The sequence below is a fragment of the Pandoraea anhela genome (assembly GCF_902459655.1).
Taxonomy (GTDB): domain Bacteria; phylum Pseudomonadota; class Gammaproteobacteria; order Burkholderiales; family Burkholderiaceae; genus Pandoraea; species Pandoraea anhela.
The window spans coordinates 87,636-101,410 of the sequence record NZ_CABPSB010000004.1; the positions used below are offsets into that span (position 1 = coordinate 87,636).

General features: G+C 63.3%; 10 protein-coding genes and 1 tRNA gene. 1 reads left to right on the forward strand and 10 read right to left on the reverse strand.

Features of this window, described 5'->3' with window-relative positions:
• Window positions 1-14 precede the first annotated feature (14 nt).
• Window positions 15-1,070, reverse strand: coding sequence for a microcin C ABC transporter permease YejB (locus PAN31108_RS07715; protein ID WP_150668300.1), 1,056 nt, complete (start codon window positions 1,068-1,070; stop codon window positions 15-17).
• A 2-nt stretch (window positions 1,071-1,072) separates the two neighbouring features.
• Window positions 1,073-2,944 carry an extracellular solute-binding protein gene (locus PAN31108_RS07720; protein ID WP_150668504.1) on the reverse strand — a complete coding sequence of 624 codons (1,872 nt, stop codon included), beginning with the start codon at window positions 2,942-2,944 and terminating at the stop codon, window positions 1,073-1,075.
• A gap of 431 nt (window positions 2,945-3,375) precedes the next feature.
• On the opposite strand from PAN31108_RS07720, the gene PAN31108_RS07725 reads away from it, so the two are divergent.
• Window positions 3,376-4,233, forward strand: a complete 858-nt coding sequence (locus PAN31108_RS07725; RefSeq protein WP_246183833.1) for an aspartyl/asparaginyl beta-hydroxylase domain-containing protein — start codon at window positions 3,376-3,378, stop codon at window positions 4,231-4,233.
• A 31-nt stretch (window positions 4,234-4,264) separates the two neighbouring features.
• On the opposite strand, the gene PAN31108_RS07730 is transcribed toward PAN31108_RS07725, so the two are convergent.
• The 8 genes from PAN31108_RS07730 to cysS form a co-directional block, all read right to left on the reverse strand.
• Entirely contained in the window at window positions 4,265-5,497 is a 1,233-nt protein-coding gene (locus tag PAN31108_RS07730; protein WP_150668301.1) for an MFS transporter, read from the reverse strand.
• A 155-nt stretch (window positions 5,498-5,652) separates the two neighbouring features.
• Window positions 5,653-5,994: an FKBP-type peptidyl-prolyl cis-trans isomerase gene (locus tag PAN31108_RS07735; protein WP_150668302.1), complete on the reverse strand. Its 342-nt coding sequence runs from the start codon at window positions 5,992-5,994 to the stop codon at window positions 5,653-5,655.
• A gap of 156 nt (window positions 5,995-6,150) precedes the next feature.
• Window positions 6,151-6,244: transfer RNA gene (locus PAN31108_RS07740), tRNA-Ser, on the reverse strand.
• Window positions 6,245-6,502: 258 nt separating this feature from the next.
• Window positions 6,503-7,753 carry an aspartate kinase gene (locus tag PAN31108_RS07745; protein WP_150668303.1) on the reverse strand — a complete coding sequence of 417 codons (1,251 nt, stop codon included), beginning with the start codon at window positions 7,751-7,753 and terminating at the stop codon, window positions 6,503-6,505.
• Between the two features lie 414 nt (window positions 7,754-8,167).
• Window positions 8,168-9,781 carry a tRNA lysidine(34) synthetase TilS gene (gene tilS / locus PAN31108_RS07750; protein WP_150668304.1) on the reverse strand — a complete coding sequence of 538 codons (1,614 nt, stop codon included), beginning with the start codon at window positions 9,779-9,781 and terminating at the stop codon, window positions 8,168-8,170.
• Window positions 9,750-10,718, reverse strand: coding sequence for an acetyl-CoA carboxylase carboxyltransferase subunit alpha (locus PAN31108_RS07755; RefSeq protein ID WP_150668305.1), 969 nt, complete (start codon window positions 10,716-10,718; stop codon window positions 9,750-9,752). The genes tilS and PAN31108_RS07755 overlap by 32 nt, the downstream gene beginning before the upstream one ends.
• Before the next feature lie 224 nt (window positions 10,719-10,942).
• Entirely contained in the window at window positions 10,943-12,085 is a 1,143-nt protein-coding gene (locus PAN31108_RS07760; RefSeq protein ID WP_150668306.1) for a DNA-3-methyladenine glycosylase family protein, read from the reverse strand.
• A gap of 24 nt (window positions 12,086-12,109) precedes the next feature.
• The gene (cysS, locus tag PAN31108_RS07765) at window positions 12,110-13,513 is read right to left on the reverse strand and encodes a cysteine--tRNA ligase (protein ID WP_150668307.1); all 1,404 of its coding nucleotides are present in this window, start codon (window positions 13,511-13,513) and stop codon (window positions 12,110-12,112) included.
• Between the last annotated feature and the right edge of the window lie 262 nt (window positions 13,514-13,775).

Here is a 13,775-nt window from a genome sequence, read left to right on the forward strand (position 1 = left end):
CGGATCGGGTCACGTCAGTGCTCCACTCGATCGAATTGAATACGCGGGTCGACCAGTACGTAGCAAAGGTCGGAGATGAGTTTGGTCACGAGTCCGATGAGCGTGAACAGATACAGCGAACCGAGCACGACCGGATAGTCGCGACGCTGCACCGATTCGTACGACAGGCGCCCCAGACCATCGAGCGAGAACAGCGTCTCGATCAGCAGACTGCCCGCGAAGAACGCGCCGATGAACGCCGCCGGAAAGCCGGTGATGAGCGGGATCAGCGCATTGCGGAACACGTGCTTGAACAGCACCTTGCGCTCGGAAAGTCCCTTCGCGCGGGCCGTGAGCACGTACTGGCGACGGATCTCGTCGAGAAACGCGTTCTTCGTCAGCATGGTGATGACGGCGAAACTACCGACCACCGACGCCGTCACCGGCAATGTGATGTGCCACAGATAGTCGGTAATCTTGGCCGGCCACGACAATTCGCTCCAGTTATCCGACACGAGTTCGCGCAGCGGGAACAACTGCCAGAACGTACCGCCGCCGAACAGAACCAGCAGCAGCACGCCGAGCACGAAGCCCGGGATGGCATAGCCTACGAGCACCACCAGACTGGTGAGCGTATCGAAGCGCGAGCCGTTGCGCACCGCCTTGGCGATGCCCAACGGCACCGATATCAGATACGTGAGGAAGAACGTCCACAGCCCCAGCGAAATCGACACCGGCAGCTTCGAAACAATCAGCGACCACACGCTTTGATGATGGAAATAGCTTTGCCCGAGGTCGAAGCGCACAAAGCGCTTGAGCATCAGCCAGTAACGCTCCATCGGTGTCTTGTCGAAGCCGTAGAGCGCCTTGATCTGGGCGAGTTGCTGGGCGTCGATGCCGCGACGTCCGCGGTAGTCGCTCCCGCCCCCGCCACCGCTGGCCTCACCGCCGCCGCCGCGCCCCTTGAGTTCGAGCATCACTTGCTCGACCGGACCGCCGGGCACGAACTGGATGACCGCGAAGGTCAGCGTGATCACGCCGAGCAGTGTCGGGATCATGATCAGCAACCGTTTGAGAATGTAGGACCACATGATTAACGATCGACTCCAGTCGGGGCGGCCACGGCGCTCTGCGCATCGTTCGCGCGACCCGAGCGCGAATCCCACCACATCGAGACCAGCCAGCCTTCCGCAGTGAAGTACAGCGGCAACTTTTCGGGGTAACGCAGATTCCGCTTGTACGCCATGCGATGCGTCGACGAGAACCAGTGCGGCACGATGTAGTAGCCATTCATGAGCACACGATCGAGCGCACGGGCGGCGGCCACGAGATCCTCGTAGGTTTGCGCGCGCACCAGTTTCCCGAGGAGCGCGTCGACCGCCGGATCCTTCAGGCCGATTACGTTGTCCGAGCCGTCGACGTTCGCCGACTGGCTGCCGAAACGGTCGAGTAGTTCGGTGCCGGGAATCTGCGAGTCGGGATAGCGCAGCGAAATCATGTCGAAATCGAACGTCTCGAGACGCTTCTGATATAGCGCGAAATCGCTCGTACGTAAATTGAGCGTGATGCCGAGCTTGGCGAGATTTCGCGCGTAGGCCGACGCCACCGGCCCCATCGCCCCGCCGTCGTCGAGGAACTCGAAGACGAACGGCTCACCTTTCGCATTACGCAGTGCGCCGTCGCGATACGTCCACCCGGCCTGCGCGAGCAACTCGCGGGCCTCACGCAGGTTATCGCGCAGGCTGGCGGGCGGCGTCGTGGTCGGCTGCACCACCATCGGTCCGAACACGGCCGGGTCGAGCTTCTTGCGCAGCGGTTCGAGCAGCTTGAGTTCCGCTTCGCCCGGCATGCCGCGCGCGGCCAGATCACTGTTGGTGAAGTAGCTGTAGATGCGCTGGTACTGGTTGTAGAACAGTTGGCGATTGAGCCACTGGTAGTCGAGCGCCAGGTCCAACGCCTTGCGCACGCGCACATCGCGGAACAGATCGCGACGCGTATTCAGAATAAAGCCCTGCATGCCGGCTGCGTTGTGATGCGCTAACTCGCGCTTGACCAGCTCGCCGTCCTTGAAGCGTTTGCCGACATAGCTGCGCACCCAACTGCGGGCGCGGTATTCGGTAATGGCGTCGAACTCGCCCGCCTTGAAGCCTTCGAGCCGCACGATGTCGTCGGAATACAGCTTGTAGACGATGCGCTCGAAATTGTACGTGCCGCGTCGCACCGGCAGGTCGCTGCCCCAGTACTTCGGGTCGCGCCGGAACGTGATGCGCCGCCCGCCGTCGTACGACTCGATCTGGTAGGGGCCGCTCGCCACAGGTGTCTCGAACGTCAGCGCATCGAACGCTTTACGCTTGCCGTCCGCCCCCACGCCCCACTTGGGCGAAAACACGGGCACCGAGGCCACGAGCAGCGGCAGGTCGGGGCTCACGCGCCGAAAATCGAAACGCACATGCGACCTATCGAGCACCGTCACCCCCTTCACGTCGGCCAGCATCACCTTGTAGCCAGGCGACGACTGCGGGCTCATGAGCGTATCGAACGAGTATTTGACATCCTGCGCCGTGACCGGATCGCCATTATTGAAGCGCGCCGCCGGATTGATGTGGAACGTGACCGAAGCCCCGTCGGGGGCGACATCGATGTCGTCGGCCAGCAGCCCGTAGACGGTCGCCGGCTCGTCGGCGCTACCGATGCCGAGGCTCTCGAACATGAGCCCGGACACCCCCGGTGCAGACGTGCCTCTGAGCGTGAACGGATTGAACTTATCGAAGCTGGTGCGGCGATCGGGGTTCGCGAGCGTCAGCGTGCCGCCGCGAGGCGCGTCGGGATTGACGTAATCGAAGTGCTTGAACCCCTGCGGATACTTCGGCTCGCCGTATTGGGCGATGGCGTATTTGGCCTGCGCCGTCGGCGTCGCGAGCCATCCGCCGGCCAGCAGCGTGGCGATGGGGAGCGCACCGGCCATCGTCAGCACTCGCGAGATGCGGCGAAAGCCCAGGCGCACAACACGTACGACTCGTACGGATAACACGGCAAGATCGGCGCGCGGCGTCGGGATGGCCAACGACGTCAGCGAGGTCACGAAACTGCGGAGCGAGCCCCGTGCCGTGTGTGGATGCCGTGATGTGCGCGCGTTCATGCGTCTCCTGTGTTGGTCGGCGAGCGCCAGCCTGCTCGGGGTCCGGACGCATCCAGCCCCACCCCTTCGATCCGTGCGAAACATCTTGTAACCCGTCTCTCACGCACATTTTCCGCATGAGACTTGGCGGCGCGGCCGGACCGCGCGACAATTGTACCCAAAAGCCCGGCGTTCACCGCACTGAAAGACACATCCGCGCCGGCCCGGTTCCCCCATTCCCGCCCTGGAGGCCGACGTTGCGTGCTACACGATCGCCCGTGCAGAACCCTAACCGTACCCTGCCCCGCTGGCTCGCCAAGTTTTTCTTTCAGTGTGTGGAAGCGGCGCAACGCAGCATTGCCCGTCATTCACTCGTAGGCGACAAGCCGATCTTCGACAACGCTCAGTTCCCCTGGGTCGAAGCCATCGAGGCACAGGCGCCGGCCATTGCCAGGGAACTCGAAGCGGTCCTTGCGAACCCCGGCCGCCTCCCGGCGTTCCACGAGATCTCGCCCGACGTCGCCACCATCACACAGGACCATCAGTGGCAGACTTTCGTCTTCCTCGGCTATGGCATGCGCGCGCAACGCAATCTCGCCCGCTGTCCGGCAACCGCCAAGGCACTGGACGACATCCCCGGACTGCGCACGGCGTTTTTCTCGATTCTCTCTCCCGGCAAAAAGATTCCGCTGCATCGCGGCCCCTACAACGGTGTGCTGCGCCTGCATCTCGCGCTGAAGGTGCCGCGCGAGCGCGAGAAGTGCTGGATCGAGATCGACGGCCAGCGGTACGTCTGGCAGGCCAATCGCGCGGTGATCTTCGACGACGCCTACGAACATCAGGTGCACAACGATACGGACGAGACCCGCGTGGTGCTGTTCGTCGATTTCGAACGTCCGTGCAAGGCGCCTGTCTCCTGGCTCAACAAGTTGCTGCTCGCATTTGCGCCGCTCACGCCCGAATTGCAGCAGGCCAAGGCGAATCACGAGAAGTGGGAGCGCGATTACTATGCGACGCCCGCGGCTGCGACCTCGACGACGTCCGCCATGCCGGCCGCGCCGAGCCATGCGGCGGCCCCCAACAGCCCGACGCTCGCACGCGCCGAACCCGTCACCGACGAGCGCGCGCACGGCTGACCCCTCGCGCATGAAGGGTCGAACGATCGACCTAAGACCGTCGCCCGGGCTGCGCCATCGCATCCTGCGCGGGCGGCGGCACGAAGTTCGCCGCGAGTACCGCAACCAGCGCTGCGGCGAGCATCGCCCCGATACCGAGTGCGGCGTCGCCGAAGTGCAGATACGCGAACTTCATCGCTTCGATCACGGCCACGGCAACCACGATGGTGATCATGCTCAGCATGCCCGCCACGGTCGCCCGATTGGGGCTGTCGACGGCAAAGAGCGACTGACGATACACCACGCCGTAGCTCATTCCCATGCCGAACGCGTGCAGTGTTGTGCCGACGAGCAGCGCCGGGTAGCCGGGCGCGAAAATCGCCGTACCGACGAGCGACACCGCCGCACCGACGAGCATGGCGGCCACGCCCGTCGCTAACAGCCGGCCGTTCGACCAGCGCCCGACCTGACGCGCCAGCAGCACGTTGCCGAGAATCAACGCCGCGAATACCGGCACTTGCAGCATGGCGTACTGCATCTGCGACAGGCCGGCGCGCTCGATCAGGAACACCGGGCCGAGCGCGATCCAGGTGAGCAGCGGCGTCACGGCCAGCCCGGTGAGCACTGCCCCGCGCCAGAAGCGTGCGCTCGAGAGCGGCAGTTTGTAGCCCTGCCAGAGTTGCCTTGCGTTCAATGCGTGCCGGTCATGTCGTGAAAGCTCGGGCATCGTGCGATACAGCCCGACGAACGAGAACACGGCGACGATGGCGATGAGCCAGAAGATGCTGCGCCACGGCCAGAACGACACCACGGCCGCGCCCGCGAGCGGCCCGAACAGCGGTGAGAGCAGCGAAACGTTCGCCATGAGCGCCATGACACGCACGGCAGTCTTCTCTTCGAACGCTTCATGGACCGTCGGATAGCCGACCGTCAGCACGAAACAGCAGCCCATGCCTTGCAGGAAACGCAAGAGAATGAATTGCGGCATCGACTGCACGTAGTGCACCGCCAGACAGGCGGCGATGAACATGGCGAGGCCCGAGAGCAGGACGCGGCGGCGACCGAGGCGGTCGGCGAGTGGACCGAGCAGCCATTGCAGGCTGGCGTTGCCGAGCATGGCGGCGGTGAGCGCCAGCGTGGTTGCCTCGGCGGTCGCGCCGAATTCGCGCGTGACCAGCGGCATGCCGGGCATGATCATGTCGTTCGAGATGTAGACCGCGAACTCGAAGAGCACCAGAGAGAAGGGAAACCAGAATCTTGAAACAGGCGTTGCTGAGTGAGACACCTCGTAAAGGCTCCTTTGTACCACCGGCGCTCGTGACACCGGCTCACATGAATTTGAAACGTCGAAAAGACAACACCCCCGGCGCCTGCGAGGCGCCGGGGGTGTCTGTTGCTTCGACCGTGCCGCTTCGTGAACTACATGCGGCGCTCGATGCTTCAGACTTCCAACAGATCGACCTCGAAGACCAGGGTGGCGTTCGGCGGAATCACACCGCCTGCACCGCGTGCCCCATAGCCCAGTTCGGCCGGAATAATGAGTTTGCGCTTGCCGCCGACCTTCATGCCCTGAACGCCTTCATCCCAGCCGCGAATGACCATGCCGCCGCCGAGAACGAAGTCGAACGGTTGATTGCGATCCTTGCTGGAATCGAATTTCGTGCCGTCGGTAAGCCAGCCAGTGTAGTGAACGGAGACACTCTTGCCCGCGACAGCGACTGAGCCATCGCCCACGTGCAGGTCTTCGTATTGCAGGCCGGAATCGGTAGTGATAGTCGACATGGTTGTCCTCGCTCGAAATTCGACGGAAAGATGACGGGGGTGCTACTTTACCTCATTCACGTTCGACTGCGCAGCGATGCCGCAAAAGAACAGGCGAGTAGCAGAAAAAGAAAAGCCCCGCGAGTCCTCGAACTCGCGGGGCTTTGTCACCGCTTTTGGCGGAGACGGAGGGATTCGAACCCTCGATCCAGGTTTTGGCCCAGATGCTCCCTTAGCAGGGGAGTGCCTTCGACCTCTCGGCCACGTCTCCCAAACTTGCGTTGCACCAGGGAGGTGATGCAACGAAGCCGTGATACTACCTACTGTTCTCGATGCCGTCAAACATTATCCGCATCGAAACCCAACTTTTTTTGCGTACGTGTCATGCGCCCGACACGTTCAGAGGAAATTTCCCGCATCTGCGCACGCATTTTCCGCTACGCGCCGCATGCATGCCACTCGCATGCGGCCCGTTTCCGGCAGTGAATAACGACCGCCGATTCAACGACGCTCGAACCGGTTCGACGGCTTACGCCTGGTCGAGTTCGAATGCCTTGTGCAGCGCGCGCACCGCGAGTTCCATGTACTTTTCGTCGATCAGCACGGAGATCTTGATTTCGGACGTGGAGATCAGCTGGATGTTGATCCCCTCTTCCGACAGCGTGCGGAACGCCTTGCTGGCGATACCGACGTGCGAGCGCATGCCCACACCGACGATCGAGACCTTCGAGACCTTCGGGTCGCCCAGCACTTCGGCCGCGCCGATATGGCCCTGCACGTCGTTTTGCAGCAGCGTCATGGCGCGCTGGTAATCGCCGCGCGGCACGGTGAACGTGAAGTCCGTCTTCCCATCGACGCTCAGGTTCTGGATGATCATGTCGACATCGATGTTCGCGTCGGCGATGGGACCGAGGATCTGGTAAGCGATGCCCGGACGGTCCGGCACGCCGCGCACGGTGATCTTGGCCTCGTCGCGTTGGAACGCGATACCCGAGATGATGGCCTTTTCCATTTGTTCGTCTTCCTCAAAAGTAATCAGCGTGCCCGAGCGCGCTTCTTCGTCGAGCGCGATCATCGGGTCGGTCAGGCTCGACAGCACGCGAGTCTTGACCTGGTACTTGCCGGCGAATTCCACCGAACGGATTTGCAGCACCTTGGAGCCGAGGCTGGCCATTTCCAGCATCTCTTCGAAGGTGACCTTATCGAGACGGCGCGCTTCGTCGACCACACGCGGGTCGGTCGTATACACGCCATCGACGTCGGTGTAGATCAAGCATTCGTCGGCCTTGAGCGCCGCGGCGACAGCGACCGCCGACGTGTCCGAACCGCCGCGACCGAGCGTGGTCACGTTGCCGTTCGGATCGATGCCCTGAAAACCGGTGATGACGACCACGCGGCCGGCGTCGAGATCGGCCATCACGCGCTTGTCGTCGATTTCGGAAATGCGGGCTTTGGTGAAAGCGCTGTCGGTCTTGATCGGTACTTGCCAGCCGGCGTAGCTCACGGCGTCGACGCCTGCCTCTTTGAGGGCAATCGCCAGCAGGCCGACGCTCACTTGCTCGCCCGTGGCGGCAATGGCGTCGAGTTCGCGCGGATCCGGATTGGCCGAAATCTCTTTGGCCAGGCCCAGCAGACGATTGGTCTCGCCGGACATCGCCGACGGCACCACCACCATCTTGTGACCGGCCTTATGCCACTTGGCCACGCGCTTGGCGACATTCTTGATGCGCTCCACCGAGCCCATCGACGTGCCGCCGTATTTGTGTACGATCAGAGCCATAACATTGCTAACACATTGATTTAAAACCGTTTATGAATCCTGCGCGGATACCCTGGACCAGGTATCGGTGACATTTCGATTCGCGAACTTTTGATTATCGCACGAATGTATCGCGACGGCTTCGGTTTGACGCACAACGCGCTGTTCCGCCCCGCCCAGGCCGCACGTCGCAGCAGATTATGCCGTGCGCTCCGGATTTATTTCGCAGCCATGCTGCGTGGAAATCCGTCACCGCGCATGGGCGTGGAGGAGCCGCAGCGGGCGTGTGGGATGGAACGGGGGCGTGCGAAGCGGCTCCGATGAGCGGGCATGCGGGGAGGTCTGCGGCAGCGGATCCTCGGAGGCAAGGCCCCACTGCGATGCATTGCGCGGGCCAAGGCTCACTCAGACGTGATCAGGTGCGATCAGGCGTGATCATGCGTCGTCACGCCACGTCATGCGCCAACGCGCACCACCTTGAACGCGCTGAGCCCCACCGTCCACGCCTAAACGCGGGACGAAGACGATTTCCGCGTCTTGCCAGACAATGGGCACGTTGCGCAGCCATGCCGCCACACCGCGACTCTGATACCAATGTTTCAGCGATCGGGAATGCCCTCCGGCTCGCGCCCGCCATCGCTCGCCGCCCGCCCTCGCCTTTGCGATCAGCGGCTTCGCGCGCAATACGCGCTCATCCACACTCCCGTCGGTTGGCTCGCCCTCGACGACCGGCGTGAAAACGACACATCCCTTCCATTGCGGCAAGAGCCACTCGCGCTGGCCCGACCATCGCAATACGGCGTCGTCGGCAATGTCGTGCGGATCGGCGATGTCGTACACCGCCGTCCACTGCAATTCGTCGCGATACAAACGCAGGACTGCGGGGCCGTGCGGCAACTCGACCGACGCCTCAGGCTGCGCATCGCGAATCTGCCGGACCCACTCGTCGAGCCGCGCCTCCGGCGGCATCATCAAGCCGCGACGCGACGCCCAGTACCGCAGCAGATTCGCCAGACGTGGCGCGTCCAATGCCTGCACCCGGCTGCGCTGCAATCGCTCATCGCCATCGGCGTCACCGGTTCCCGCGACCCGCGCCATGTCGAAGTCGAGCTGCGCGAGTTGGTCGAGCAACGCCTGCGCCTGTGCTGCGTGCCGCGCAAACCTCGCCAACGTCTCCCGATACGCCGGCACGTGCGAGGCTATCGCCGGCATCACATCGTGACGCAACGCATTGCGCAAATAATGCCGATCTTCGTTCGACGGGTCCTCGACCCATTTCAGCGAACGCGCCTCGGCATACGCGCGCATCGTGTCGCGCGAGACATCGAGTAAAGGGCGCAGCAACCGCACACGATGCGTCTGCCGACCGCTTCCGGGGGGTTCACCCGCGACCGCCATCGCCGCTACGCCGGGCAGCCCTGCCCCTCGCAACATCTGCAACAGCACCGTTTCCGCCTGATCGTTCGCATGATGCGCGCTGAGCAACCAGTCGACGCCATGCGTTCGGCAACTCGACGCCAGCGCCGCATACCGCGCCGCCCGCGCCGCCCCTTCGATCCCTTGTCGGGCGTCGCGCGACACGCTCACGCGCTGTGCTTCGAAGACGAACCCGCGCAAACGCGCTTCACGCTCGCACACGACAAGCCACTCGTCAGCGTGCGCGCAGAGTCCGTGATGGATGTGGATGGCCAGCGGCGGCGTGACGACGCCGATCGCCTCATCGGACTCGCTGGACTCGCTGGACTCGCGGCGCGTCTGCACCCAATGCGCGAGCGCATCGAGCAGCACCATGGAGTCGAGCCCACCGCTCAGGGCGAGCGCGAGGCGAGGCGCAGGGGATGAAGGAGAAGCTCGCTGCGGCAGGACATGGGCCGTCAACGCGAGATGCAGCGCGACGTCCACATGGGCAACTGCCGCGTCGCATCGGGCAGAGGCGAACGCGGCAGCAGAGACATCGACAGGCGACATCGGACTCGACGTCATCGCCACGACGGGAGACGACGCATCGGCAGACGCGTTACTTCGCGCCGGCTTCCTTGAACTTGCCATAGCTCATCAGGCGCTCGAAGCGACGCTCCAGCAGTTCCTTGTGGCTCATGCCCTGGAACTGACGCAGCGAGTCGGCCAGCGCGCGCTTGAGCATGCCCGCCATGCCCAGCGGGTCGCGCTGCGCACCGCCCAGCGGCTCGTTGACGATCTTGTCGATCAGGCCCAGCGCCTTCAGACGGTGTGCCGTGAGGCCCAGCGCTTCGGCCGCCTCGGGCGCCTTGGCAGCGCTCTTCCACAGAATTGACGCGCAACCCTCCGGCGAGATCACCGAGTACGTCGAGAACTGCAACATCATGACCGTATCGGCAACCGCCACGGCCAGTGCGCCCCCCGAACCACCCTCACCGATGATGGTGGTGATGATCGGCGTCTTCAACTCGGCCATCACATACAGGTTGTGCCCGATGGCTTCGGATTGACCACGCTCTTCGGCATCGATCCCGGGGTAGGCGCCCGGCGTGTCGACGAACGTGAAGATCGGCAAGCCGAACTTCTCGGCCATCTTCATCAGGCGCATGGCCTTGCGATAGCCCTCGGGACGCGGCATACCGAAGTTGCGCATCGCGCGCTCCTTCGTGTCGCGACCCTTCTGGTGCCCGATGACCATACAGGCCTGACCGTTGAAGCGCGCCATGCCCCCCACGATAGCGTGATCGTCCGCGAAGGTGCGATCGCCATGAAGCTCGTGGAAGTCGGTAAAGATGTCGCGCACATAGTCGAGCGTGTAAGGACGCTGCGGGTGACGCGAGATTTGCGAAACCTGCCACGGGGACAGGTTCGTGTAGATGTCCTTGGTGAGCTGCTGACTCTTCTTGGAGAGGCGCTCGATCTCTTCGGAAATGTCGACGGCGGAATCGTCCTGTACGAAGCGCAACTCTTCAATCTTCGCTTCGAGTTCGGCGATCGGCTGTTCAAAATCCAAAAAGGTGTTCTTCATCAGGTTTCCCCGGAAATGCGGCAGCGTATTGTACCGCCGGTAACGTCTACCCGGTCGAGATAGGCAACTTTCATTACCTCTCGATTCGCAATAGCCCGTCAAAAATGACTGGACGAGACGGGATGGAGGCGGATTATACGTCCTCGGCCCTAAAGAAACCGTAAAACGACCAATAAGTGGTCGAACGGCGATCGGCCGGACGTCGAATACCGACCGGCATCCGGTCAATATTCGACCGGCACCGGTTCAAGGCTACGCCACATGTACCACGTGGCGACGGAGCGCCACGGCTCCCAGTTGGCGGCCACCTCTCGCGCTTCGCTGCGCGTGACGGGTTCCCCGCTGAAGTAGTTGACGCTGATCGCATTGATCAGGCCGACGTCGTCCAGCGGCAGAACATCCGGCCGTAACAGGTTGAACATGAGGAACATTTCGGCGGTCCACCGGCCGATGCCGCGAATGCCGGTCAGCTCGGCGATGACGGCCTCGTCGTCCATGCTCGCCCACGCATCGACGTGCAGCGCCCCCGACTTGAAATGCGTCGCCAGATCGAGGATGTACTCGGCCTTGCGGCGCGACAACCCGCATCCGGCGAGCGCATCGTGCCCCGCCTTGATGAACTGAGACGGCGAAAGCTTCGGGCAGATCGCGAAGACGCGATCCCACACGGCCTGCGCCGCCTTGACGGAAATCTGCTGGCCGACGATGGAGCGCGCGAGGGTGACGAACGGCTCGCCACGCCCGGTCAGATGTGCCGGACCGAATTGGGGAATCAGCTTTTTGAGAATACGGTCGCGCTTCATCAGATCGGCACAGGCCTGATCCCAGAAGTCGGGGCGCGAGGCGCCCGGCGCCACCGGCAACGGCACCACGCCGGTCACCGCCTGCTCGACGACGTCCTGCTCGATGCGCTCGATCTCGGGGGTGACGATGCGCGTCTCGCCGTCGCGCTTGGCGATCACGCGACGCGTGCTCGCCACCGAGGCAGCCGGCGATCCGGCCGTCGTCCCGCTCGTCTTGCGAGAGCCCTTCGCGACCGTCTTCGATGCCGCTTTTTTTGCGACTTTCGACACCGGCTTTTCAGTCTTTTCCGTGGCCTTCCGGCTCGCCGCCTTGCGGGCAGCGCCGGTCCCGGACGTCTTCGCCGGTGCCTTTGTGGGCGTCTTCGCCGGGGTCTTGCCGACGGGTTTCGTCGTGGTCGCGGTCGTGACCACCTTGCGCGGCGCGCGGCGCAAGCCGTCGCCCGATGTCGCTACGGATCTGGCCGCCTTCGTTGCGCCGGCCGCACCGGCCGCACCTCTTGCCGCACGCTTGGCCGTCGTGGTCTTGGTCGCAACCTTCGCGGCTACGGATTTACGAGTCACCATGAGTTTCGCCTCGATGCGTCGCGCTCAGGCACGACGCCATTCGGTGGCGCCTCCGGGACGGTCTTCCAGCACGATGCCCTCGGCCAGCAACTCGGCGCGAATGCGGTCGGCCTCGGCGAAATTCCGATCTCGCTTGGCCTGCGCACGCGCCTCGATACGCGCCTCGACCGACGCGCGCAGCGCATCGGCATCGCCCTGCGCCTGGCCGCCCATCGCGCCTTGCAGGAACGATTGCGGATCGCGCCCCAGCAACCCGAGCGTGCCGGCCAATCCCAGCAACTGGCGCACCAGCACGGGGTCGCGTTGCTTGTTGATTTCGCCGGCGAGTTCGAACAGCACGGAAATAGCGACCGGCGTATTGAAATCGTCGTTCATGGCGGCGGCGAAACGCTGCGCGAACGACTCGTTCCAGTCGAGCGGCGCGCCGTCGCCCGCCGCGTCCTTGAGCGCCGTATAGAGACGCGTCAGACCGCCACGGGCGTCGTCCAGATGGGCGTCGCTGTAGTTGAGCGGGCTGCGGTACTGCGCGCGCAGGATGAAAAAGCGCACGACTTCCGCGTCGAACTTCGCCAGCACTTCACGGATGGTGAAGAAGTTGCCGAGCGACTTGGACATTTTTTCGTTGTCCACGCGCACGAAGCCGTTGTGCATCCAGTAATTCACGAACGTCTCGCCCGTAGCGCCTTCGCTCTGCGCGATTTCGTTCTCATGGTGCGGGAATTGAAGATCCGCCCCGCCGCCGTGAATGTCGAAATGATTGCCGAGCAACTGGCAGCTCATGGCCGAGCACTCGATGTGCCAGCCCGGACGCCCAGCACCCCACGGCGACGCCCACTTCGATTCGTCCGGCTCGGTGTCCTTCGCACGTTTCCACAGCACGAAGTCGAGCGGATCCTGCTTGGCCGTGTTGGCCGCGACACGCTCGCCTGCGCGCAGATCCTCGATGGACTTGCCCGAGAGCTGGCCGTAGCTCGCGAACTTGCGCACGGCATAGTTCACGTCGCCGTCTTCGGCCTGATAGGCGTAGCCGTTGCGTTGCAACGTGCCGATCATGTCCACCATCTGCGGAATGAAATCGGTCGCGCGCGGCTCGTGATCCGGACGCTGAACGCCGAGCGCATCGGCGTCTTCATGCATCGCGGCAATAAAACGTGTCGTGAGCTCGCGCATCGTCTCGCCGTTCTCGACGGCGCGCTTGATGATCTTGTCGTCGATATCGGTGATGTTTCGCACATACGTCACGCGATAGCCGAGCGTGCGCAACCAGCGCTGCACCATGTCGAACACCACCATCACGCGCGCATGACCGATGTGACAGTAGTCGTACACCGTCATCCCGCAGACATACATGCGGACTTCGCCAGCGACGAGGGGGACGAACGACTGTTTATCTCGCGCGAGCGAGTTGTAGACACGGAGTGAATCCATAGATATGCGCTTGACCGGGCGGCAACAGCGCCGGACGCTGCGACGATATCCTCAGGTGAGACGAGAGCGATATCGCGAGGCGGGCTGCGCGCCGTGCGGTAGAAAAAACGAACCTGCGAACCGCCTCCACCGCCACATCGAGAAATGGCGCGGGCCGGGCGCAGGTGTTTTGTTAGAATGCGGCCGAGTATAGCATCTCTTGCGCACCTCTCAGGTATCCCAAGCACCCACTATGACGCAACGAAGCCGGTCACTTTTGCAC

Bases quoted from the DNA above. Each gene is read 5' to 3' on its own strand.
- PAN31108_RS07715 (WP_150668300.1), bottom strand. From the start codon at position 1,070: ATGTGGTCCTACATTCTCAAACGGTTGCTGATCATGATCCCGACACTG.
- PAN31108_RS07720 (WP_150668504.1), bottom strand. From the start codon at position 2,944: ATGGCCGGTGCGCTCCCCATCGCCACGCTGCTGGCCGGCGGATGGCTC.
- PAN31108_RS07735 (WP_150668302.1), bottom strand. From the start codon at position 5,994: ATGTCGACTATCACTACCGATTCCGGCCTGCAATACGAAGACCTGCAC.
- PAN31108_RS07745 (WP_150668303.1), bottom strand. From the start codon at position 7,753: ATGGCTCTGATCGTACACAAATACGGCGGCACGTCGATGGGCTCGGTG.
- tilS (WP_150668304.1), bottom strand. From the start codon at position 9,781: ATGGCAAGTTCAAGGAAGCCGGCGCGAAGTAACGCGTCTGCCGATGCG.
- PAN31108_RS07755 (WP_150668305.1), bottom strand. From the start codon at position 10,718: ATGAAGAACACCTTTTTGGATTTTGAACAGCCGATCGCCGAACTCGAA.
- PAN31108_RS07760 (WP_150668306.1), bottom strand. From the start codon at position 12,085: ATGGTGACTCGTAAATCCGTAGCCGCGAAGGTTGCGACCAAGACCACG.
- cysS (WP_150668307.1), bottom strand. From the start codon at position 13,513: ATGGATTCACTCCGTGTCTACAACTCGCTCGCGCGAGATAAACAGTCG.